This is a genomic window from Roseococcus sp. YIM B11640 (genome assembly GCF_049727625.1).
Lineage (GTDB): Bacteria > Pseudomonadota > Alphaproteobacteria > Acetobacterales > Acetobacteraceae > Roseococcus.
Genome location: NZ_JBBJOZ010000002.1, coordinates 696,829 through 719,093, shown reverse-complemented (window position 1 = coordinate 719,093; position 22,265 = coordinate 696,829). Strand labels below are relative to the sequence as shown.

24 protein-coding genes are annotated in these 22,265 nt (G+C 68.2%); 13 read left to right on the top strand and 11 right to left on the bottom strand.

Annotation, left to right across the window (positions count from 1 at the left end):
* From WJM96_RS10905 to WJM96_RS10875, 7 genes are all read left to right on the top strand, one after another.
* Nucleotides 1-1,371 (top strand): pyruvate dehydrogenase complex E1 component subunit beta, encoded by a 1,371-nt coding sequence (locus WJM96_RS10905; RefSeq protein ID WP_424812516.1) that lies wholly within the window; start codon nucleotides 1-3, stop codon nucleotides 1,369-1,371.
* Between the two features lie 12 nt (nucleotides 1,372-1,383).
* On the top strand, nucleotides 1,384-2,685 hold the full coding sequence (locus WJM96_RS10900) for a pyruvate dehydrogenase complex dihydrolipoamide acetyltransferase (protein ID WP_424812515.1): 1,302 nt from the start codon (nucleotides 1,384-1,386) through the stop codon (nucleotides 2,683-2,685).
* A 4-nt stretch (nucleotides 2,686-2,689) separates the two neighbouring features.
* The gene (locus tag WJM96_RS10895) at nucleotides 2,690-3,178 is read left to right on the top strand and encodes an N-acetyltransferase family protein (RefSeq protein WP_424812514.1); all 489 of its coding nucleotides are present in this window, start codon (nucleotides 2,690-2,692) and stop codon (nucleotides 3,176-3,178) included.
* Between the two features lie 3 nt (nucleotides 3,179-3,181).
* Nucleotides 3,182-4,576, top strand: a complete 1,395-nt coding sequence (gene lpdA / locus WJM96_RS10890; RefSeq protein WP_424812513.1) for a dihydrolipoyl dehydrogenase — start codon at nucleotides 3,182-3,184, stop codon at nucleotides 4,574-4,576.
* Between the two features lie 78 nt (nucleotides 4,577-4,654).
* A complete protein-coding gene (lipA, locus tag WJM96_RS10885; RefSeq protein ID WP_424812512.1) occupies nucleotides 4,655-5,629 on the top strand; it encodes a lipoyl synthase in 975 nt (324 codons plus the stop codon).
* 1 nt (nucleotide 5,630) lies between these two features.
* Nucleotides 5,631-6,110, top strand: a complete 480-nt coding sequence (locus WJM96_RS10880; protein ID WP_424812511.1) for a type II toxin-antitoxin system RatA family toxin — start codon at nucleotides 5,631-5,633, stop codon at nucleotides 6,108-6,110.
* Nucleotides 6,107-6,736, top strand: coding sequence for a glutathione S-transferase family protein (locus WJM96_RS10875; protein ID WP_424812510.1), 630 nt, complete (start codon nucleotides 6,107-6,109; stop codon nucleotides 6,734-6,736). Before WJM96_RS10880 ends, WJM96_RS10875 begins: the two co-directional genes overlap by 4 nt.
* A gap of 6 nt (nucleotides 6,737-6,742) precedes the next feature.
* Here the strand turns inward: WJM96_RS10875 and WJM96_RS10870 are convergent, their stop codons facing one another.
* Nucleotides 6,743-7,297, bottom strand: a complete 555-nt coding sequence (locus WJM96_RS10870; RefSeq protein ID WP_424812509.1) for a DUF4337 domain-containing protein — start codon at nucleotides 7,295-7,297, stop codon at nucleotides 6,743-6,745.
* A 120-nt stretch (nucleotides 7,298-7,417) separates the two neighbouring features.
* Here WJM96_RS10870 and WJM96_RS10865 point away from each other — a divergent pair, with 120 nt between their 5' ends.
* Nucleotides 7,418-8,515: a threonine aldolase family protein gene (locus WJM96_RS10865; RefSeq protein ID WP_424812508.1), complete on the top strand. Its 1,098-nt coding sequence runs from the start codon at nucleotides 7,418-7,420 to the stop codon at nucleotides 8,513-8,515.
* On the top strand, nucleotides 8,505-8,888 hold the full coding sequence (locus WJM96_RS10860) for a YraN family protein (protein WP_424812507.1): 384 nt from the start codon (nucleotides 8,505-8,507) through the stop codon (nucleotides 8,886-8,888). The genes WJM96_RS10865 and WJM96_RS10860 overlap by 11 nt, the downstream gene beginning before the upstream one ends.
* Nucleotides 8,889-8,891: 3 nt before the next feature.
* On the opposite strand, the gene WJM96_RS10855 is transcribed toward WJM96_RS10860, so the two are convergent.
* The 7 genes from WJM96_RS10855 to WJM96_RS10825 all read right to left on the bottom strand — a co-directional run bounded on the left by WJM96_RS10855 (nucleotide 8,892) and on the right by WJM96_RS10825 (nucleotide 15,589).
* On the bottom strand, nucleotides 8,892-9,179 hold the full coding sequence (locus WJM96_RS10855) for a hypothetical protein (protein WP_424812506.1): 288 nt from the start codon (nucleotides 9,177-9,179) through the stop codon (nucleotides 8,892-8,894).
* A gap of 79 nt (nucleotides 9,180-9,258) precedes the next feature.
* Nucleotides 9,259-9,954, bottom strand: a complete 696-nt coding sequence (locus WJM96_RS10850; protein ID WP_424812505.1) for an SCO family protein — start codon at nucleotides 9,952-9,954, stop codon at nucleotides 9,259-9,261.
* 75 nt (nucleotides 9,955-10,029) lie between these two features.
* The gene (locus WJM96_RS10845; RefSeq protein WP_424812504.1) at nucleotides 10,030-11,079 is read right to left on the bottom strand and encodes a ribonucleotide-diphosphate reductase subunit beta; all 1,050 of its coding nucleotides are present in this window, start codon (nucleotides 11,077-11,079) and stop codon (nucleotides 10,030-10,032) included.
* 80 nt (nucleotides 11,080-11,159) lie between these two features.
* Nucleotides 11,160-11,402 (bottom strand): hypothetical protein, encoded by a 243-nt coding sequence (locus tag WJM96_RS10840; protein WP_424812503.1) that lies wholly within the window; start codon nucleotides 11,400-11,402, stop codon nucleotides 11,160-11,162.
* Entirely contained in the window at nucleotides 11,393-13,243 is a 1,851-nt protein-coding gene (locus WJM96_RS10835; RefSeq protein WP_424812502.1) for a ribonucleoside-diphosphate reductase subunit alpha, read from the bottom strand. The genes WJM96_RS10840 and WJM96_RS10835 overlap by 10 nt, the downstream gene beginning before the upstream one ends.
* A 302-nt stretch (nucleotides 13,244-13,545) precedes the next feature.
* Nucleotides 13,546-14,832 carry an ArgE/DapE family deacylase gene (locus WJM96_RS10830; protein ID WP_424812501.1) on the bottom strand — a complete coding sequence of 429 codons (1,287 nt, stop codon included), beginning with the start codon at nucleotides 14,830-14,832 and terminating at the stop codon, nucleotides 13,546-13,548.
* An 88-nt stretch (nucleotides 14,833-14,920) separates the two neighbouring features.
* Nucleotides 14,921-15,589, bottom strand: a complete 669-nt coding sequence (locus WJM96_RS10825) for a hypothetical protein (protein ID WP_424812500.1) — start codon at nucleotides 15,587-15,589, stop codon at nucleotides 14,921-14,923.
* Between the two features lie 75 nt (nucleotides 15,590-15,664).
* Between WJM96_RS10825 and WJM96_RS10820 the strand changes: the two genes are divergently transcribed.
* Complete coding sequence (locus WJM96_RS10820) at nucleotides 15,665-16,555, top strand: LysR family transcriptional regulator (RefSeq protein WP_424812499.1); 891 nt, start codon at nucleotides 15,665-15,667, stop codon at nucleotides 16,553-16,555.
* Nucleotides 16,556-16,586: 31 nt separating this feature from the next.
* Here the strand turns inward: WJM96_RS10820 and WJM96_RS10815 are convergent, their stop codons facing one another.
* Nucleotides 16,587-16,850: a hypothetical protein gene (locus WJM96_RS10815; protein WP_424812498.1), complete on the bottom strand. Its 264-nt coding sequence runs from the start codon at nucleotides 16,848-16,850 to the stop codon at nucleotides 16,587-16,589.
* 51 nt (nucleotides 16,851-16,901) lie between these two features.
* Nucleotides 16,902-17,633, bottom strand: a complete 732-nt coding sequence (locus WJM96_RS10810) for a sulfite exporter TauE/SafE family protein (protein WP_424812497.1) — start codon at nucleotides 17,631-17,633, stop codon at nucleotides 16,902-16,904.
* A 78-nt stretch (nucleotides 17,634-17,711) separates the two neighbouring features.
* On the opposite strand from WJM96_RS10810, the gene WJM96_RS10805 reads away from it, so the two are divergent.
* The gene (locus tag WJM96_RS10805; RefSeq protein WP_424812496.1) at nucleotides 17,712-19,334 is read left to right on the top strand and encodes a thiamine pyrophosphate-binding protein; all 1,623 of its coding nucleotides are present in this window, start codon (nucleotides 17,712-17,714) and stop codon (nucleotides 19,332-19,334) included.
* Nucleotides 19,331-20,050: a GntR family transcriptional regulator gene (locus tag WJM96_RS10800; protein WP_424812495.1), complete on the top strand. Its 720-nt coding sequence runs from the start codon at nucleotides 19,331-19,333 to the stop codon at nucleotides 20,048-20,050. Before WJM96_RS10805 ends, WJM96_RS10800 begins: the two co-directional genes overlap by 4 nt.
* Here WJM96_RS10800 and WJM96_RS10795 read toward each other — a convergent pair.
* Entirely contained in the window at nucleotides 20,043-20,486 is a 444-nt protein-coding gene (locus tag WJM96_RS10795; protein ID WP_424812494.1) for a HigA family addiction module antitoxin, read from the bottom strand. The genes WJM96_RS10800 and WJM96_RS10795 overlap by 8 nt on opposite strands.
* 193 nt (nucleotides 20,487-20,679) lie before the next feature.
* On the opposite strand from WJM96_RS10795, the gene WJM96_RS10790 reads away from it, so the two are divergent.
* The gene (locus tag WJM96_RS10790) at nucleotides 20,680-22,263 is read left to right on the top strand and encodes an ABC transporter substrate-binding protein (protein ID WP_424813092.1); all 1,584 of its coding nucleotides are present in this window, start codon (nucleotides 20,680-20,682) and stop codon (nucleotides 22,261-22,263) included.
* Nucleotides 22,264-22,265: the final 2 nt, after the last annotated feature.

Genomic DNA, 22,265 nt, shown 5'->3' with positions numbered 1-22,265 from the left:
ATGGGCGTCGAGATCCTGATGCCGGCGCTTTCGCCGACGATGACCGAGGGCAAGCTCTCCCGCTGGCTCAAGAAGGAAGGCGATGCGGTGAAGTCCGGCGACGTGATCGCCGAGATCGAGACCGACAAGGCCACCATGGAAGTCGAGGCCGTGGACGAGGGCACGATCACCAAGATCGTGGTGCCCGAGGGCACGGAGAACGTGGCGGTCAACTCGCCCATCGCCGAGCTTGACGGCGGCGCCGGCGGCGCCGGCGGCGGCAAGGCCGCGCCTGCCCCGAAGGCCGAAGCGCCCGCGCCCGCTGCGAAGGCGGAGGAGCCGGCCGCGAAGCCGCACCCGACCATCGCCGCGACCCCGGTCTCCGGCGCGCCGGAGAAGGACTGGGGCGCGACCAAGCCCATCACGGTCCGCGAGGCGCTGCGCGACGCCATGGCCGCCGAGATGCGCGCCGACAAGGACGTCTTCCTGATGGGCGAGGAAGTCGCCCAGTACCAGGGCGCCTACAAGATCAGCCAGGGCCTGCTGGACGAGTTCGGCCCGAAGCGCGTGCTGGACATGCCGATCACCGAGCACGGCTTCACCGGCATGGCGGTTGGTGCGGCCTTCACCGGCCTGAAGCCCATCGTCGAGTTCATGACCTTCAACTTCTCGATGCAGGCCATCGACCACATCATCAACTCGGCCGCCAAGACGCTCTACATGTCCGGCGGCCAGCTGGGCTGCCCCATCACCTTCCGCGGCCCGAACGGCGCGGCCTCGCGCGTCGCGGCGCAGCACAGCCAGTGCTATGCGAGCTGGTACGCGCATTGCCCCGGCCTCAAGGTCGTCGCGCCCTGGAGCGCGGCCGACGCCAAGGGCCTGCTGCGCGCCGCCATCCGCGACCCCAACCCGGTGATCTTCCTCGAGAACGAGATCCTCTACGGCCACACCTTCGACTGCCCGACGGATGACGACTTCGTCCTGCCCATCGGCAAGGCGAAGGTGGAGCGCGAGGGTACGGACGTCACCATCATCGCCTTCTCCATCATGGTCGGCCTGGCGATGCAGGCGGCCGAGAAGCTGGCCGAGCAGGGTATCAGCGCCGAGGTCATCAACCTGCGCACCATCCGCCCGCTCGACATCGAGACGATCGTCCGCAGCGTGAAGAAGACCAACCGCGTCGTGACGCTGGAGGAGGGCTGGCCCTTCGCCGGCATCGGCTCGGAGCTCGGCATGCAGATCATCGAGAACTGCTTCGACGACCTAGACGCGCCGCCCGTGCGCGTCGCTGGCCTGGACATCCCGATGCCCTACGCCGCCAACCTCGAGAAGCTGGCCCTGCCGCGCCTCGAGCAGGTGGTCGAGGCAGCCCATTCCGTGACGTACCGGTAGGAGAGCGCGCAGATGGCCACGAACATCCTGATGCCCGCCCTCTCGCCGACGATGACGGAGGGCACGCTCGCCCGCTGGCTCAAGCAGGAGGGTGACAAGGTCAAGTCCGGTGACGTGATCGCCGAGATCGAGACCGACAAGGCCACCATGGAGGTGGAGGCGGTCGACGAGGGCATCCTCGGCAAGATCCTCGTCCAGGGCGGCACGGAAGGCGTGAAGGTCAACGCCGTCATCGCCGTGCTGGTCGAGCCGGGCGAGGAAGTGCCCGCGGCTGGCGCGGCGCCCGCCGCCGCCAAGCCTGCCGAGAAGCCTGCCGAGGCCCCGAAGGCGGAAGCGCCCAAGGCCGCGGCTCCTGCCGCCGCGCCTGCTCCGGCTCCCGCTCCGGCTCCGGCGGCGCATGCCGCCTCCGGTGACCGCGTGGTAGCCTCGCCCCTGGCCAAGCGCATGGCGCAGCAGGCGGGCCTCGACCTCGGCAAGGTCGCGGGCAGCGGCCCTGGCGGCCGCATCGTGAAGTCGGATGTGGAGGCCGCCGTGAAGGGCGGGACTGCCGCGCCGGCGGCGGCGGCGCCTGCCGCTGCGCCGGCCCCGCGCCCCGCCGCGCCGGCGCAGATCCTGGGCGCCACCACGGCGCATCCCAACAGCTCGATGCGCAAGGTGATCGCGCGCCGGCTCTCGGAGAGCAAGGCGACCATCCCGCACTTCTACGTGGCGGCGGATATCGAGATCGACGCGCTGCTGGAGCTGCGCGCCAAGCTCAACGCCCGCAGCCCGAAGGACGGCCCGGGGGCGTTCAAGCTCTCGGTGAACGACCTCGTCATCAAGGCGGCGGCCGTCGCGCTGAAGCGCATCCCGGCCGTGAACGCCGCCTGGACCGACGACGCGATCCTGCGCTTCAACGACGTGGATATCAGCGTCGCCGTCTCGATCCCGGACGGGCTCATCACGCCGATCGTGCGCAATGCCGATGTGAAGGGCCTGGCCGCGATCAGCAACGAGATGAAGGACCTCGGCGCCCGCGCCAAGGCCGGCAAGCTGAAGCCCGAGGAGTTCCAGGGCGGCGGCTTCAGCATCTCCAACATGGGGATGTATGGCGTCTCCTTCTTCTCCGCGATCATCAACCCGCCGCAGGCCGGCATCCTCGCCGTCGGCGCGGGCCAGCAGCGCGCCGTGGTGAAGAACGGGCAGCTCGCGGTCGCGACCGTGATGACCTGCCAGCTCAGCGTGGACCATCGCGTGATCGACGGGGCGCTCGCCGCGGAATGGCTGCAGGAATTCAAGGCCATCGTGGAAGAGCCGCTGAGCCTGATGCTCTGAGGCCATGAGCAGCGGTTTCACCTGGCGTGAGACCAAGCCGGCGGATGTCCCCGACATCCACCGGCTGCTGCATGGGCTCGCGGTCTACGAGAAGATCGAGCACGAATTCACGGTGACGCCCGAGCAGCTGCGCGAGGCGCTGTTCGGCTCACGGCCGCTGGCCGAGGCGATGCTGGCGGATGTGGACGGCAAGCCCGTCGCGGTCTGCCTCTGGTACCGAACCTTCTCCAGCTTCGCGGGCAAGGCGGAGCTCTGGATCGAGGACATCTTCGTCGAGCCGGAGCACCGCAAGAAGGGTATCGCCAGGGCCGCCTTCCGGCTCGTCGCGCAGCGCGCGCTGGAGGAAGGTTGCGCCTCCATCGGCTGGAACGTTCTCGACTGGAATGCGCCCGCCATCGCCGCCTATCGCGCGATGGGTGCCGTGGGGCGAGAGGAATGGACGGATCAGCGCGTCTCGGGCCCCGCCCTGGTCGCGCTTGCAGGAAAGGGCTGAGACATGGCCGACAATTACGACCTGGTGGTGGTGGGCTCCGGCCCGGGCGGCTATGTCGCGGCGATCCGCGCGGCCCAGCTCAAGATGAAGGTCGCGATCGTGGAGCGCGAACATCTGGGCGGCATCTGCCTCAACTGGGGCTGCATCCCGGCCAAGGCGCTGCTGCGCTCCTCCGAGATCTTCCACATCCTCACCACCCTCGACCATTACGGGCTGAGCGCGGAGAAGGTGAACTTCGACATCGCCAAGATCGTGAAGCGCAGCCGCGGCGTGGCCGCGCAGCTCTCGGGCGGCGTGAAGTTCCTGATGAAGAAGAACGGCATCACCGTCATCGACGGCCACGGCAAGCTCGCCGGTCCCGGCAAGATCGCGGTGGAGAAGGACGGCAAGAAGGTCGCGGACCTCGTTGCGAAGAACATCATTCTGGCCACCGGCGCCCGCGCCCGCGTGCTGCCGGGCATGGAGCCGGACGGCAAGTTCATCTGGACCTACAAGGAGGCGCTGGTCGCCGACACGGTACCCAAGCGCTTGATCGTCATCGGCTCCGGCGCCATCGGCGTGGAGTTCGCGAGCTTCTTCCGGGACCTCGGCAGCGAGGTCACGGTGATCGAGGCGCTGGACCGCATCGTGCCGGTGGAAGATGCCGAGGTCTCGGCCTTCGTGAAGAAGAGCTTCGAGAAGCAGGGCATGAAGGTGCTCGTCGGCGCCTCCGTGAAGGGCGTGAAGAAGGGCGCCTCCAGCGTGACGGCGACCGTCGAGACCGGCGGCAAGACGCAGGAGATCGAGGCCGACCGCCTGATCCTGGCCGTGGGCATCGTGGGCAATGTCGAGGGCATCGGCCTCGAGGGTACCCAGATCAAGGTCGACCGCACGCATGTCGTGGTGGACGGCTTCGGCCGCACGGGCGAGCCCAACGTCTACGCCATCGGCGACCTCGCCGGCCCGCCCTGGCTGGCCCACAAGGCGAGCCACGAGGCCATCACCTGCGTGGAGTTCATTGCCGGCCTGAACCCGCATCCCTTCGAGGGCGGCAACATCCCGGGCTGTACCTATTGCCGCCCGCAGATCGCCTCCGTGGGCCTGACCGAGGCCAAGGCCAAGGAGCTCGGCCACGAGGTGAAGGTCGGGCGTTTCCCCTTCATCGGGAACGGCAAGGCCATCGCCCTGGGCGACACCGAAGGCTTCACCAAGACGGTCTTCGACGCCAAGACGGGCGAGCTGCTGGGCGCCCACATGGTCGGCCCCGAGGTGACGGAAATGATCCAGGGCTACACCATCGCCCGAACCCTGGAGAGCACCGAGGCGGAACTCATGCACACCGTCTTCCCGCATCCCACGGTGTCCGAGACGATGCACGAGGCGGTGCTGGATGCCTACGGGCGAGTCCTCCACATCTAAGGGGTTGCCCGGGCGGCATGGCCCGGGCTCCCAAAGCAGGGATGTGAAACGGCCTTCCCGCGCTATATGAGGGGAACCATGGCCCGTATCGAGATCGACCATCGCCCGAAAGGCGGCGTCAGGACGGGTGCCGAACGGCACCCCGAAAAGGCGCATCGTCCGGACAACGCCATCCAGCGCAAGCCGGGCTGGATCCGCGTGAAGGCGCCGAACCACCCCATCTATCACGAGACGCGCAACCTGATGCGCGACAACAAGCTCGTGACCGTGTGCGAGGAAGCCGCCTGCCCGAACATCGGCGAGTGCTGGAGCCAGCGCCACGCCACGATGATGATCATGGGCGACACCTGCACGCGCGCCTGCTCCTTCTGCAATGTCGCCACCGGCATGCCCAACCCGCTGGACCATGACGAGCCGCGCCGCGTGGGCGATGCGGTGGCCGCGCTGGGCCTGCGCCATGTCGTGATCACGAGCGTGGATCGCGACGACCTCAAGGATGGCGGGGCGAAGCATTTCGCCGAGACCATCGCCGCCATCCGCCATGCCGCGCCCGACACGACCGTCGAGATCCTGACGCCCGACTTCCTCCGCAAGGACGGCGCGTTGGAGGTTGTGGTGGAAGCCAAGCCCGACGTGTTCAACCACAACCTCGAGACGGTTCCCCGGCTCTACCCGTCGATCCGTCCCGGCGCGCGCTACTACCACTCGCTGCGGTTGCTGGACCGGGTGAAGCAGCTCGATCCCTCCATCTTCACCAAGTCCGGCATCATGGTCGGGCTCGGCGAGGACCGGATGGAGGTGCAGCAGGTGATGGAGGACATGCGCAGCGCCGATATCGATTTCCTGACGATCGGCCAGTACCTGCAGCCCAGCGTGAAGCACGCCGCGGTCGCCCGCTTCGTGGAGCCCGCCGAGTTCGACGACTATGCCAGCCTGGCGCGGGCCAAGGGCTTCCTGCTCGTCTCCTCCACGCCGCTGACCCGCAGCTCCTACCACGCGGATCGCGACTTCGCGGCGCTGCGCGCGGCGCGGGAAAAGAGCCTGGCGGCCTGACATGCCGACGCATGCCGAAAAGAAGATTCTCCGGCAGACGCCGGAGCAGATCTTCCAGATCGTTTCCGACGTCCACCGCTACCCGGAATTCCTGCCCTGGTGCGCGGCCGCCCGCGTGCTGAGCCGGGACGAGACGAAGCTGGTCGCGGACCTGACCATCGGCTTCAAGATGTTCCGCGAGACCTTCCGCAGCGAGGTGACGCTAGACCGCCCGCATCGCGTGGACGTGAAGTACCTCGACGGCCCCTTCCGCTATCTCAACAACACCTGGCGGCTGACGGCAGTGCCCGGCGGGACCGAGGTCGATTTCTTCGTCGATTTCGAATTCCGCTCGAAACTGCTGCAGGCCGTGATCGGCACCGTGTTCAACGAAGCCGTGCGGTTGATGGTCCGGGCTTTCGAGCGACGCGCCATGGCGCTCTACGGCCGCAACCCGCCGCCGCCCGTGACCTCCACGCCCAGCACGGCCACGCCGCGGTGAGCTACATCCTCTACGGCGACAAGGGTTCAGGCTCGGGTCCCGTGGAGATGGCGCTGGCCGAGATCGGCGCCCCGGTGGAGCTGCGCGAGGTGCCGCTTTCGAGCGACGCGCAGCTCGACTCCGAGTATCGCCGCCTCAACCCCATGGGCCGCATCCCGACGCTGATCCTGCCGGACGGCACGGTGATGACGGAATCGGCGGCCATCCTGATCGCGCTGGCCGACCGCCATCCGGAAGCCGGGCTGCTGCCGCCGGGCTATGAAAGCGCCCGGGCGGTTGCCATGCGCTGGATGCTGCTGGTCGCCGGCGAGTTCTATCCGCACGTCACGCGCTACGACTATCCGGAGCGGTTCGCGCCCGATCCCGCGGCGGCGCCCGGCATCCGGGCCCGCGCCGAGGAGATGGGCCGCGAGCTCTGGCGCCTCATCGAGCGCGAGTGCCGGCCGGATCCCTTCGTGCTGGGCGCGCGCTTCAGCGTGGCCGACATCTACCTCGCGGCCCTGTCGCGCTGGATCAAGGGGGCGAGCTGGATCCCCATGCAATGCCCGCGCATTGAGGCGCTGGCGCGGGCGGTCGCCGCCCGGCCGCGCATCGCGCCCGTCTGGGCGAAGCACGTGCCGGGCTGACCTCCTTCAGAAGTGGATCAGGCCCGGCGCGAAGACGCCGAGCGCCGCCAGGGCGAACCCCACGACGCCCAGCCCGCCCGCGAACCAGACCAGCAGTGCCACGCCCGTGATGATCGAGGCCGAGGCCACGACGATGGCTACCTGGAACACCGCGCTCGAATATTCGAACATATGGTAGCGCTCCATCGAGACATCGCGCTTCGCTTCCGCCGCCCGGGCGCGGCTGACCAGCTCGCGGCGGCCTTCGCCGGTCTCGGGCTCGCTTTCCCAGCGGGCTACCGTCTGGGTCCAGCGCTGCTGCTGGGCCTCGATGGCCGTGCGGTTGGCGTCGGTCTTGTCCAGCTCTGCCTGCTCGACAGCGGTGCGGAGCTGTGTCTGGCGGATGGTGCGCGCCTGGAAGAAGGCCCAGAGGTTGGCCGATTGGACGTTGCTGTTCAGCGCCTCGGTCTGCGCCGATTTAGCGCCGACCTCGGCGAGCGCCAGGAAGAGCGCCAGCACCGCGATCAGCAGCGCCACGCCCTTGTTCTCGGTGCCGTGCGCGGCACCGTGTCCACCAGCCATGCGAATCTGTCTCCCGTGTAACCGGGCGGCCAGATGCCATAGTCGCCGTTGGGGCGCCAGATCGATCTGAAGCCGCGCCGAAGGGCTGGCGCTCGCGGAAAATCCTGGCAAGGTTTCGTCATGGTCCAAGCCCCCGCCCACACGCTCTCCGCCCATTCCTGGGCCCCTGTCCGGCCGCCTAAGAACGCGCCGCCGGTCCGCATCAACCTCTATTCGGACACGCAGACGCGCCCGACGCCCGCGATGAAGGACGCCATGATGCGCGCCGAGGTGGGCGACGAGCAGCATGGCGACGACCCGACTGTGTGGGAGCTGTGCGACCGGATGGCGGCGCTGACCGGCAAGGAGGCCGCGGTGTTCTTGCCGAGCGGCACCATGTGCAACGTCATCGCCATCCTGACGCATTGCCAGAAGGGCGACGAGGTCGTGGCGCACGAGACAAGCCACATCCTGCACAGCGAGGGCGGCACGCACGCCGCGCTCACGGGCGTGCAGATCATGGGCCTGAAGGGCGCGCGCGGCATGTTCTCGCCCGACGACCTGCGAGCGGCCATTCGCCCGAAGACGCGCTACGCACCGCCGCAGCGCCTCCTCGAGATCGAGCAGACGGCGAATATCGGCGGCGGTGCCGTATGGTCGCTGGAGACGCTGACGGCGCTGACCGACATCGCGCATGAGCAGGGCTGGTCCACCCATATGGACGGCGCACGCCTCATGAACGCCTGCGTCGCCGCGAAGATCCCGGCGGCCGAGATGGTCGCGGGCTTCGACAGCGTCTGGCTCGACTTCACCAAGGGCCTCGGCGCGCCGCTGGGCGCCGTGCTCTGCGGCTCCAGCGAGTTCATCGGGCAGGCCTGGCGCTGGAAGCAGCGCCTCGGCGGCTCCATGCGTCAGGGCGGCGTCTGCGCCGCGGCCTGCATCTACGCGCTGGACCACCATATCGACCGCCTGGCCGACGACCACGCGAACGCCAAGGCCCTGGCCCGTGGCCTCGCACAGATCGAAGGCGTGGTGGTCGAGGATCCCGATACCAATCTCGTCTTCTTCGACATCGCGAAGACCGGAAAGAGCGTGGCCCAGCTTCAGGAGACGCTGCTGGCCCAGGGCATCATGGTCAGCGGCCTGGGCGGGCGCGTGCGCGCCTGCCTGCATCTCGACGTCACCGAGGCGATGATCCCGGAGGCCGTCTCGGCCATCCGCGCGGCCCTTGCCGCCTGATCCATCCCCGCGCCGGCGCCGGGGAAGCCTGGCGCATGGCGCGGGCCTTCAGGCCGAGGCAATGGCCCGCGCCGCGCTGGAGGCCCAGGGCTGGACCATCCTCGCGGAGCGGGCGCGCACGCCGGCCGGCGAGCTCGACCTGATCGCGGAGAGGGAAGGGCTCCTGGCTTTCGTCGAGGTGAAGGCCCGGCCGAGCCTCTATGAAGCCGCCTTCGCCCTGCAGCCGCGTCAGAAAGCGAGGCTGCTCGCGGCCGCCGAGGCCTGGCTCGCCGAGAACCCCGGGCATGGCGCCCAGGGCATGCGCTTCGATGTCGTGCTGGTGGCGGCCGATGGGGCCATCAGGCGAATCGCGGACGCGTTCCGCCTCGAATAGAGCCTAGAGCTCTTCATCCGAATCGGGATGGCGCAGGTGCCACAGCCGCTCATGCGCGGCGACGAGCGTCTCGATGTTACGGCGCCGGTTGATGTCCGGCGAAACCGGGCGGCGCGTCAGCATCATCTCCAGCACGCGCAGGAGCTGCTCCGCGACCTCGAAGTCGCTCTGGTCGCACGCCTGGTGGAAGGCGACCAGAATCTTATCCGACAGGCGCCGCCCCTGCCGCGGCGCGGATCCGACCCGGGAGGCGTCTTCGGCGCCATCGCCCCGGTCATCCTCGTCAGCCATGCGCTACTCCTTTGGGACCGGTCGGAGACTCCGAATCGGTGGCGCGTTTATGCGCCAGTTTGAAGCACTTCGCCAAGAGTCACGAAGCCGGTCGTGCACCGCTGCGCAGTTGCGACGTAACAGCAGAGGCCATCGCCTCGGGACTCGTTTCGGGCCTGAACATGCTGCGTACCCGCCCATCAGGCCCGACCAGGTAGATGAAGCTGGAATGGTCCATCAAATAGGTCGTCATCTCGGGCCGCTGGACCTTCGAATAGTAGACCCTGTAGCGCCGGGCGACGGCCGCGACCTGTTCCGGCGTGCCGGTCAGGCCCTGCATCCGGGGGTGGAAACGGCCGACATAATCGGCCAGCGCGGCGGGCGTGTCGCGCTCGGGGTCGATGCTGATCAGGACGGGCGTCACCTGCTCGCCATCGGCGCCCATGGCGTCCAGGGCGGAGGCGATGGTGCCGAGCTCGGTCGGGCAGACGTCGGGGCAATAGGTGAAGCCGAAATATACGAGCATCCAGCGGCCGGCGAAGTCGCGGTCGGTGACCGCGCGGCCTTCCTGGTTGGTCAGTTCGAAGGCGCCGCCGAGGGTGATGCCGCCGGGCAGCTGCATCCCGCCGCCACCGGCTGACGGCACGGCCAGTTCCTGCCCGAAAATGCCGGCGAGGCGCGAGGCAAAGGCCTCGCCCAGCGTTTCGTCCGGCCCCCTGGTGGTCCAGGCATAGCCCCACACGCCGACGACAAGGGCGAGCAGCAGGAGGGCGGAGATCCGGATGACGCGAAGCATGATGCGCGTGCTGTTACGCCCTGCGTGCCGCCGCATCAATCCCGCGGCGGGGGCGGCCCGCCACGGGTGTCGCGATCAATGCCGGGGGTCGAGCTCGATCGCGCCCTCGGGCTGCGGCGACTGGAAGATGTCGTCCGCGAAGGCGTCCTCCCACGAGCCTTCCGTCGAGGCCTTGGAATATTCGGTGGCGCGGTTCTCGAAGAAGTTCGTGTGCTCGATCGCGTTCAGCATCTCGTCGAGCCAGGGCAGGGGGTTCTTCTCGATGTGGTAGAGCGGCTCGAGGCCCAGCTGCTGCAGCCGGCGATCCGCGATGAAGCGGATGTACTGCTTGGTCTCGGCCGCGCTGAGCCCGTCCACGGGACCCATCGCGAAGGCGAGGTCGATGAAGGCGTCCTCGTGGTCCACGATGGTCGCGCAGATGAGGTAGAGGTCGCGCCGCAGCTCCTCGTTCCAGATCTCCGGATTCTCCTGCACGAAGGTGCGGAAGAGACGGATGACCGAGAGGCAGTGCAGCGTCTCGTCGCGCACCGACCAGGTGACGATCTGGCCCATGCCCTTCATCTTGTTGTGGCGCGGGAAGTTCATGAGGATCGCGAAGGAGGCGAAGAGCTGCAGCCCCTCGGTGAAGGCGCCGAAGGCGGCGAGCGTCTTGGCGATCTCGGTCTTGTTGGCGACCGAGAAGTTCTGCATGTAGTCGTACTTCTCCTTCATCTCCTGGTACTTGAGGAAGGCTTGGTACTCGATCTCGGGCATGCCGATGGTGTCGAGCAGGTGGCTGTACGCGGCGATATGGACCGTCTCGATGTTCGAGAAGGCCGAGAGCATCATGAGCACTTCCGTCGGCTTGAAGACCTGGGAGTAGTGCTTCATGTAGCAGTTGTTCACCTCGACATCGGCCTGGGTGAAGAAACGGAAGATCTGGGTGACGAGGTTCCGCTCACCATCCGTCAGGTTCTTCTGCCAATCCTTCACATCATCCGCCATCGGAACTTCTTCCGGCAGCCAGTGCACGCGCTGCTGCATCAGCCATGCGTCATAGGCCCAAGGGTAGCGGAACGGCTTGTAGACCGGGTTGCCGGTCAGCAGGTCGAACTTGATGGGGAGTTCGTCGATGGAATCGGCCATGGGGGGCGCCTTTTGAATGTGAAATTAGGGGCTCCGCCCCTGGACCCCGGCAGGAAACTTAGTTCCCTGCACCTTCGGGACTAAGGGACGCCGGCCGTGCCGAGCTCGGCCGGGTATTCGCGCCGCAGGCGCAGGATCGCGTGGTTCACCCGGACGAGCCGCCGCCAGGCCTCGTCGGCCTCGCGGGAGAGCTGCTCGGAGGTCCAGTCCGCGTCGAGCCGCGCTTCCGCGCGCTGCACCGCCAGCCTCAGCTCCGTCTGCCGGATGCGGAGGTCGCGGAACTCCTCCCGCACCTCGCGCGAGGTCAGGCCGCTTACTGGCACGCCAGGCATTCCTCGTAGTTGGTCGAGTTGGTTGTCGGCGGCGTCTGGAGGGGCAGCGGCTCCTGCAGCGCTTCCAGGCCGAGCTTCGGCTGGATAGCTACCTTCTCGCTGATCGTGTCGGCCCGCGCCATCGACAGCGAGCGGCAGTAGTAGAGGCTCTTCAGCCCCTTCTTCCACGCGCTCATGTGGATCTGGTGCAGGTCGCGCTTGTGGACGTTGGCCGGCAGGAAGACGTTCACCGACTGCGACTGGCAGATGTAAGGCGTGCGGTCGGCCGCATGCTCGATCACCCAGCGCTGGTCCAGCTCGAAGGCCGTCTTGAAGGTGGCCTTCTCCTGCTCGTCCAGGAAGTCGAGGTGCTGGACCGAGCCCTTGTTGACCGTAATGGAGGTCCAGGTCTCCTCATCGTCGCGGCCATGCCTCGCCAGCACCGTCTTCAGGTACGGGTTGCGCACGATGTAGGAGCCGGAGAGCGTCTTGTGGTTGTAGACGTTCGCCGCGATCGGCTCGATGCCCGGCGAGGCGCCGCCGCAGATGATGGAGATGGACGCCGTCGGCGCGATCGCCATCTTGTTGGAGAAGCGCTCCAGGAAGCCGTACTCGGCCGCGTCGGGGCAGGGGCCCCGTTCCTCGGCGAGTAGCCGCGACGCCGCATCCGCCTGCGCGCGGATGTGCTTGAACATCTTCTTGTTCCACACCTTCGCGATAACGCTCTCGAAGGGCACGTTCAGCCCCTGGAGGAAGGAGTGGAAGCCCATCACGCCCAGGCCGACCGAGCGCTCGCGCATCGCGGAGTAGCGCGCCTTGGACATGCTGTCGGGCGCGGTGTCGATGAAGTTCTGGATGACGTTGTCCAGGAACCGCATCACGTCCGTGATGAAGAGGGGATCGTCCTTCCACTCCATCCAGGTCTCGAGGTTGAGCGAGGAGAGGCAGCACACGGCCGTCCGCTGCTCGCCATGTTGGTCGAGGCCGGTGGGAAGCGTGATCTCCGAGCAGAGGTTGGAGGTCTTCACCTCCAGCCCCGCGAGCTTGTGGTGCTCGGGCCGCGCGTTGTTCACGTGGTCCGAGTAGACGATGTAGGGCTCGCCGGTCTCGATGCGCGCCGTCAGCAGGCGGATCCAGAGCGAACGGGCCGAGAGCGTGCGCACGATGGCGCCGTCCTTCGGCGAGGTGAGCGCCCAGGTGTCGTCGTTTTCCACCGCGCGCATGAAGGCGTCCGACACCAGGATGCCGTGGTGCAGGTTGAGCGCCTTGCGGTTCGGATCGCCGCCGGTAGGGCGGCGGATCTCGATGAATTCCTCGATCTCCGGGTGGCTGATCGGCAGGTAGACGGCGGCCGAGCCGCGGCGCAGCGAACCCTGGCTGATGGCGAGCGTCAGGCTGTCCATCACGCGGATGAACGGCACGATTCCCGAGGTCTTGCCGTTCTGGCCCACCTTTTCGCCGAGCGAGCGCAGGTTGCCCCAGTAGGAGCCGATGCCGCCGCCCTTGGAGGCCAGCCAGACATTCTCGTTCCAGAGGCCGACAATCGACTCGAGGCTGTCATTGGCCTCGTTCAGGAAGCAGCTGATCGGCAGCCCGCGCGTCGTCCCCCCGTTCGACAGCACTGGCGTGGCCGGCATGAACCAGAGTTTGCTGATGTAGTCGTACAACCTCTGGCTGTGCGCGGCGTCGTCGCCATAGGCGGAAGCGACGCGCGCGAAGAGGTCCTGGTAGCTTTCGCCTGGCAGGAGATAGCGGTCGTCGAGTGTCGCGCGGCCGAAATCGGTCAGCAGGGAATCCCTGCTCCGATCGACCTGGACCTGATGATGCCCTGGAAGCTGAACTGCATCGAACACGGTCTGAAACCCCTCATTCCCCGGTCGGGAAACATGCCTCAGGCGATCCGACCTATCAACTGCTCTCGCTACATATGGGGATCGAATGCCCCGGTGCACACAAGATCGAGTAATCGGGGCGAAATTCGTCAAAGCCTGGGAACTCTGCGTTTGTTCCCGCTTCGTTCATATGAGGCCGAATCTGGGCGGTGACAATCCGTGTGTCATGGCGGCAACATGACAAGGGCGGAAGAGGCGATCGCATTCATCCCCGTAATCCCCCGAATCCACAGCCAGGGATTCGGAGGAGTCGGGACGCGAGGTCAGGAAAGCGGCTGCAACCCGCACCAATCCGCCACGAAGGCGGCGATGGAGAGCGTGGTGGTCTTGAGGTGCTCCAGATTCGTCCGCTCGTCGAAGCCGTGGGCGCCTTCGCCCTTCGGCCCGTAGCAAAGAGCCGGCATGCCGAAATAAAGGCCGTAGAATCGGGTGTCGTTCACGGCGGTGGAGATCCGGGCCCCCATTTCCTCGCCGAAGGCCGCCCGATGCGCCTCGGCCAGGACGGCCTCGGCCTCGCTGCCCGGCTCCTGCACGAAGCCATCGGCCAGGAAGCCGTGCCAGACCACCTCCGGCGGGTTGTTGGAGAGGAAGTTGTCGGTCCTCGCGGCCTCGGCCACCGCCTTCTCCACCGCGCGTTGCTGGGTGGCCACATCCTGCCCGGGAAGCAGGCCCAGGCGGCAATCCACCTCGCACCAGGCGGGGGTCGAGCTCGCCCAGTCGCCGCCGCGGATGATGCCCGGGTTGAACTTGATGGGGTCCGGGGTGCCCTCGTACCACTTGTCGGTCTTCGCGGCCTCGTTGAGGCGCTTCGTATGCTCCTGCAGCGCCAGGATCAGGTGGTAGGCGCTCATGATCGCGTTGCTGCCCGACTGCGCGACCGCGACATGGACCGGCACGCCCCGCACGCGGAGCCGGAACCACATGGTGCCGGTATGGGCGCGGGTGATGGTGCCGCCCGTGGGCTCCGGGATCAGGCAGGCGTCGGCCCTGTAGCCGCGCAGCAGCGTCGCCAGCGCGCCATTGCCGGTGCTTTCCTCCTCGGTAACCGTCTGGAGGTGGACGTCGGCGGCCGGGGCGTAGCCGGCGGCGCGGATGGCTTCCAGCGCGAAGCACATGGCCGATACGCCCGACTTCATGTCATGCGCGCCGCGGCCGTACATCCAGCCGTCCTTCACCGTGCCGCCATAGGGCGGGAAGGTCCACATCTCGGCCGGCCCCTCGGGCACCACGTCGATATGGCCCTGCAGGATGAGGCTCCGGCCCGTGGGAGAGGCGCAGCGGCGCGAGGCGACGACCTGGAAGGAGCCCGCGGGATCAACATCCACCATGGGGCTGGCCTTCGGGTGCTCCTGGAGACGGACGTCGGCGATGGAAAAGCGGTCCACCGCATAGCCCCTGCCGGCAAACCAGCGATACATGTGGTCCTGCAGCGGCGCCTCGCGGCCACGCAGGGAGGGGTGTCGGACGATGTCGGCGAGAAAGCGGACCTGCTCCTCGAAATTGGCCTCGACGGCGGCGGACAATTGCTGAAGCGTGGTCTTGTCAGGCATGGTTCATCCCATCTCGAGGCCGCGTATTCGGACAGGATAACGCCCCGTGGGCAACCGCGCTGCCGGGCCGGGGATGGGAAAATTAGCGTCAGGCGGGGGCGCGCGCCGCGAAAACCTCCTGCGGGATGCCTGCCGCGCGGCCGGCCATGGCCATGTGCATCAATTCCTTCGCCGTCAGGAGGCGCACCGCGTCCGCTTCGTGCATCAGCAGGGCGGGCGCGTCGTCGAGGCCATGCTCCTGCAGCAGCGCGCGGCCCCGGTTGACCGCGACCCGGCCCGCCTCGATCAGCGCCGGATGGGATGAAGCCAGGAGGTCCGCCGCGCCGCGAAGGCCGATCTCGCGCAGGATGGTCTCGACCACTTCGCTGTCGCCCGTATCGCGCCCGCTGACATAGCGCGCGACATGCAGGGCGTTGAGCGCATCCAGCCGCCGTTGCGGCCGGGTGCGGACGACCGCGGCTATGCCCAGGGACGCCGGCCACGAGTTGAGCTGAGCCGTGCGCGAGTGAAGCAGCTTGTAGTAGGACGGGGTGAAGGGCTGGCCCGTCCGCTGGGCTACCAGCCGATCGGTTTCCCAGATCAGGCCGGCGAAGTCGTCGTTGATCAGCCTCGCCTCGCCCGCCAGGGGCAGGAGTTCGACCTCCCTCCCGCTCTCGATCAACTGCTCGAGAGCCGGCATCGCGCCGTAGCACCAGCCGCAGAGGGGGTCGAAAATGAAGGTTACGCCGGCGGTCGCCATGACCGCGATCCATCGCATTCCTGTGAATGGGAATATATCGGGTGTTCGCGGAAACAGTGTATACTGTGAATTGACAGTCACGTGATGGAGGCGATGTCCGGCGCCAACCAACTCAGTCGCCTGACCTACTTCGTGGCCGTGGTCGACGCCCGGTCCTTCACCGGGGCCGCGGAGAAGCTCGGCGTGTCGAAGGCGGTGGTGAGCCAGCAGGTGGCCAAGCTGGAGGCATCGCTGGGAACTACCCTGCTTTCCCGCACCACGCGGCGCACGGAGCCGACGGCTGCCGGCCTCGCCTTCCATGCGCGCTGCGTGGAAATCCTCCGCCAGGCGGAGGAGGCGGTGGCCGAGCTGGCCGATGCCAACCACGAGCTGGGAGGAACGCTTCGGCTGACGGCGAGCTTTGCCTACGGCACCGCGGTGGTGGCGCCGCTCCTGGCGCAATTTCGCCGCCTCCACCCGCGCGTGACCCCGGACCTCGTCCTCTCGGATGATCGCCTGGACCTGATTGAACACCGGCTCGACCTCGCCCTCCGCCTGGGCGACGTGACGGGGCAGGGACAGGTGGTCCGGCATATCGGAACCTTTGAGCAATATCTGGTAGCCGCGCCCTTCCTGGCCGAGGGCACGCCCGCCGGTCTCGAAGGTGTGCAGGAACTGCCGTGGGTGGCGAACCTCGCGCTGCGATGGCCGCAGCAATGGCAGCTGCGTCGTGCGGATGGTTCGGAGCGCATCCTGGCGCCGCGCCCGGCGGTGCTGGTGAACTCGACCCTGGCCGTGATGGGCGCCGTGCTGGCCGGCGCCGGGGTGTCGGTGCTGCCGGACTATGTGGTGGAGCCTGAGCTGGCGGCGGGACGCCTGGTGCGGCTGGCGCCCGAGTGGCGGCTGCCGGGAAGCACCATTAACGCGGTCTTCCCGCCGGCCCGATTCCGGCCCGCTTCGGTGCGGGCCTTCGTGGACATGCTGGCGGCGCGCGCGAAAGGATAGCCCGGTACGGCCAGACGTTCCTGCCGGGCCGTCAAGCCGCCAGGCGCGCCGCCAATCGCCGTGCGCCGTCCGCCTGCGCAGCCAGCGCCGCTTCCGCGTCCGTCAGCAGGCGGGCGAGGCGCGCCGGGTCGGGCCGCGCTTGCGCCAGCTCGGCGATCGCTTCGCGTAGCAGCGCGGTGGCGCGGCGGATGTGGCCTGCGAGATCCGTGGCCAGTTCCGACGGCTCGGCCTCCATGGCTCTGGGCAGGGCCATCAGTGCGGCGAACAGCTTCGCATCGGGGGAGAGGCCTTCCATGGCGGGAATGGTCCCGTCAAATCCTTTCCCGATCGCTAACGTCCGATCTCGTCACACCAGGAGCGAGATGCCCGACAGGAAGAGCAGGCTCAGCAGCACCAGGCGGAAACCCTGCGCGGGGATGATCCGGTAGAAGCGCAGGCCGAGCCATGTGCCGGCGATCAGGGCGGGCAGGGCGGTCAGGATCAGGAACCCCGTCTCGCGCGTCACGAAGCCCCCGGCGGCGAGTGTGAGGACGGAGATCATCTGCATCACCGTCACGAAGGGCTGCAGCCGCGCGCGGGTCTCGTCCTTATTGAGTCCCTGCACGTCGTGCCACATCGCGAAGAGACCGCCCGAGAAGCCGCCGATCCCGCCCAGGATGCCGGAGAGGAAGCCGATGAAGCGGTCCGCCCAGGGATGCTCGCCCATGCTGGGCGGGGCCCGGCGCAGCGCGATGCGCGCCAGCATGTAGCCGCCATATCCCGTCAGCAGCACGCCCACCACGGCGCCGACCATGCGCGGCGAAGCCACGCCCAGGATCATGACGCCGATGGGCGTGCCGATCACGCCGGCGACGATCTGCGGAATCAGCCGTCGCCAGCGCACGAGATGCAGGATCGTCGGCAGGCTGATCGACTGCACGACGAGGCTGCTGACCACGATCACTGGCGCCAGCACCTGGGGCGAGACGAAGTGCAGGAGGATTCCGGCGGCGATCAGGTTGAAGGCGAAGCCGGCGAGGCCCGCGCAGAAGGCCGCGACGAAGCAGCCCGCGGGCAGAATCAGGAGTTCGATGGACATGGCGTTGTCCGGACACTGCCTGACCCTTGTATCTTATACAAGACTGCGGCAGGCTCCCGACCCAGGGAGAAATTGCGGATGTCACATGCGACGCGCGGCGCCGACCTTCTATGGGCGGCGCTCCGGAAGGGCGGCGTCAGCCGCGTCTTCAGTCTTTCGGGCAACCACATCATGCCGGTCTACGACGCGGCCTTCGGCGCGGGGATCGAGATCGTCCATACCCGCCATGAGGCCGCGGCCCTGCACATGGCGGATGCCTGGGCACGTTTGACCGGCGAGGTGGGCGTGGCCCTCGTCACGGGCGGGCAGGGGCATACCAACGCCATCGCGGCTCTGCCCACGACCCAGGCGGGCGAGACGCCGGTCCTGCTGCTCTCCGGCCACGCGCCGCTGAATGAGCTGGGCCTCGGTGCCTTCCAGGAGACACCGCAGGTCGAGATGGCTGCGCCGCTCTGCAAGGCGGCGTGGCTGGCGCAGAGCACGGCCGGCCTGCCGGCCGACATCGCGCGTGCCTTCCGCATCGCTCGCACGGGGCGTCCCGGGCCGGTCCATATCTCGCTGCCGACGGATGTTCTCGAGGCCGAAGCGGCCGTCCCCATGCCAGATGACCGGGAGTACCAGGCGGCCCCGATGCCGCTGGCGTCGGAGGCGACGGCCGCGATCCTGGCGGCCATGCAGGCGGCGAAGCGCCCCTTCATCGCGGCGGGGCCGAGCCTCAACAACCCCGCGGGCAGGCAGGCGCGCGCCGCGCTCGAGGAGGCGACCGGCCTGCCCATCGCGCTTATGGAAAGCCCACGCGGCCTGGGCGATCCTTCGCTCGGGGCCTTCGCCGAGATGCTGGCGAAGGCCGACCTCGTGGTCCTGCTGGGCAAGCAGCTCGACTTCACGCTGCGCTTCGGGCGCGCGCCCTTCGTGGCGGCGGATGCGCGCTGGATCGTCATCGATCCCGATCCGAAGCTGCAGGCGCGCGCGGCGGCTTCGCTCGGCGCCCGGGTCGCGCTGGCGGCGATGGCGTCGCCGCTCGCGGCGGCCGAAGCCCTGGCCGGCGCGGCGACGCCACATCCCCAGCGCTCGTGGTCCGATGCGTTGCATGACGCCTTTGGCTATCGCCCCGAGGCCTGGGGCCCGCTCGCCGGCAAGCCGGGCGCGCCCATCCATCCCGCGACGCTCGGCGCGGCGCTGGAGCGTTTCATTGACGCGCATACGGTGCTGGTTGCCGATGGCGGCGAGATCGGCCAGTGGATGCAGGCCACGCTGCGCGCGCCCGAGCGTGTGATGAACAGCATCGCAGGATCGATCGGCGCAGCCATCCCGTTCGCCGTGGCAGCCCGCGCGGCGCGGCCGCATGGGCGCGTATTGGCCGTGATGGGCGACGGCACCTTCGGCTTCCACATGGCGGAGTTCGACACCGCCTGCCGCCACGACCTCCCCTTTGTGGCGGTGGTCGGCAACGACGCCAAATGGAACGCCGAGTATCAGATCCAGCTGCGGGACTTCGGCGCGAACCGCGCCCATGGCTGCGAGCTTGCGCCCGGCACGCGCTACGACCTCGTGGTGAAGGCGCTCGGCGGGCATGGCGAGTTGGTGGAGCGTGCCGAGGATCTGCCCGCCGCGCTGGAGCGCGCCTTCGCTTCGGGCAAGCCTGCCTGCGTGAACGTGCTGATCGCGGGCCAGCCCGCGCCCAACCTGCGGCGCGGATGAGCCTGGAGCGCGCGCCCCTCTACGCCCGCGCGGAGGCGGAGCTGCGCGCGCGCATTGTGCGCGGCGAGTGGAAGCCGGGCGAAGCGCTGCCGACCGAACCTATCCTCGCCGCGAGCCTCGGCATCAGCCAGGGAACGCTGCGCCGCGCCCTGGCGGCGCTGGAGCAGCAGCGCCTCATCGAGCGGCGCCAGGGCATCGGCACGCGCGTGGTGGAGGAGACGAGCGAGCGCGAGCTGTTTCACTTCTTCCGCGCCGAGACTGTGGACGGCAGCCGGCTTCAGCCCACCAGCCTGATCCACCGCATCGAGCGCCGGGCCGCCCGCAGCGCCGAGCAGCGGGCCCTTCGCCTGACGCGCGCCGACCGCGTGCACCACCTGACGCGCGAGCGCCGACTGGGCGGCCGCCCCTGTCTCCTGGAGCGCATCTCGCTGCCGGAGCCGCTGTTCCCCGGCTTCGCCCTTCCCACGGGCGTCGAGCTGGCCGAGGAGCTCTATGTTCATTATCAGCGCCGCTACGCCATCACGATCACCCGTTGCGCCGAGCGTCTTTCCGCCGTCGCCGCGCCCGCTCCGGTCGCGCGCATCCTGCATCTGCCGGAAGGCACGCCCCTGCTGCTGGCGGAGCGCACGGCCCTGGATCCGCTCGGCCGCCCGGTGGAGTTCCGTCTCTCCTGGATCCAGACGGCCGATCTGCGATACGCGATAGACCTCAGATAGACTTGTAGGCGCGCGCCAGGTCGTGACGTATCTGCAGCCGCAACCAGAATTCCGGGCGTGTGCCGAACCTGCGGGCGAAGAGGATCGCCGTTTCGGCCGAGATGCCGCGCGTGCCCTGCAGGATCTCGCCGATCCGGCTGCGGGAGACGCCGAGTTCCGCCGCCAGCCGCTTGGCCGAAAGCTTCATGGGCGCCATGAAGCTGCGCGCCAGCACCTCGCCAGGGGAGGCTGTGGTGCGATAGGGCGGCTTCGGTAGTGCCGGCTCGGCTTTTCGGGGCTCCTGAGGCTGCGCGCAGGTGGGCGTCAGGCCGCGTGCGCGCGAGACGAGCCTGATCGCACGGTCAATGCCTTCAGGCGTGCCGGCGGCATAGGCTTCCGCCAGCAGCTGGAATTGCTCGGCTTCCTGTATCGGGTATCGCGTGATGTCGAGTGGCATCGGGCCGCCTCCTTTCAGTTTCATGGAAGCAGGCTAGGCGGCGGGGCGCGGGTTGAGGCATCGGGTGTCCCAATGGGCCCGATGCGGCGTGCCTATGGCGCGTTTTTGCGTGCATCCGTCCCCCGCCCGCAGCTAGCTTTGCGACACAGGGAACAAACGCGGGTCAACAACTCCAGAAGGAGGCCGAATGCTCATCAGCCGTCGCTCGACCCTCGCCGTGGCCGCCGCCAGCATCGCGGCTCCCAGGCTCGCCACCGCGCAAGGCGCCAATGTCATGCGGTTCATCCCGCAGATCGACCTGGCCTTCCTCGATCCGCATTTCACCACGGCCTACGTCACGCGCGGTCACGGCCACATGGTCTTCGACACGCTCTACGGCAGCGATGCCTCCTTCAAGCCGTCGCCGCAGATGGTGGCCGGCCATACCGTCGAGAACGACGGCAAGCTCTGGAACCTGACGCTGCGCCCCGGACTGCTCTGGCACGACGGCACGCCCGTGCTCGCCCGGGATTGCGTCGCCAGCATCAAGCGCTGGGCGAAGCGCGACGCGTTGGGCGATGCGCTCATGGTGGCGACGGATGAACTCTCCGCGCCCGATGACCGCACCATCCGCTTCCGCCTCAAGAAGCCCTTCCCGCTGCTGCCGACGGCGCTCGGCAAGGTGAGCTCGCCCATGCCGGCCATGATGCCGGAGCGGCTGGCGAACACGGACCCCTTCACCCAGATCACGGAAATGGTGGGCAGCGGGCCCTTCCGCTTTGTCGCGAATGAGCGCGTGGCCGGATCGCGCAACGTCTATGCGAAGTTCGACCGTTACGTCTCCCGCGAGGACGGGCCGATGGAGTGGAATGCGGGCCCGAAGCGCGTGAACTTCGACCGCGTGATCTGGACCACCATCCCCGACGCGGCGACCAAGGTGGCCGCCCTGCAACAGGGCGAGCAGGATTGGTGGGAGAACCCGACACACGACCTGCTGCCGCTGCTGCGCCGGAACCGCAACATCAAGATCGAGGTCAACAACCCGACTGGGGCGGTGGACATGATGCGGCCCAACCACCTGCAGCCGCCCTTCAACAACCCCGCCATCCGGCGCGCCATGCTGCATGCCTTCAGCCAGGCCGACTTCATGCAGGCGATCGTGGGCAACGATCCCGCCATGTACCACGTGCCGCACGGGGTCTTCTGCCCGAACACCCCCATGGCCAGCGAAGCGGGGCTGGAACCGCTGATCGGGCCGCGCAACCTCGATGCCGTGAAGGAGATGCTGAAGCGGGCCGGCTACGCGAACGAGAAGGTCGCGCTTCTCGCGGCCACCGACTACGCGCAGTTCAAGGCGATCGGCGAGGTGATGGCCGATGTCATGAGCCGCATCGGCATGAACGTGGACTATGTGGCGACGGATTGGGGCACCATGCTCTCCCGCCGCAACAACCGCGGGCCGGTCGAGCAGGGCGGCTGGAGCTGCTTCAACACCGGCTGGGAAGGCGCCGACCACATGGATCCCGCCAACCACTATGCGATCCGCGGCAATGGCGACCAGCCCTCGGGCTGGCCCGGCTGGTGCGTCAGCCCCCGGTTGGAGGAGCTTCGCACCCAGTGGTTCGAGGCGCCCGACCTTGCCGGCCAGCAGGAGGCATGCCGCCTGATGCAGATCCAGTGCATGCAGGACGTGCCGAGCATCCCACTCGGCCAGTACGTGCAGCCGACGGCCTATCGCACCAATGTGGTCGGCGTGCAGAAGGGCTTTCCGACCTTCTGGAACGTGCGGAAAGCCTGAGG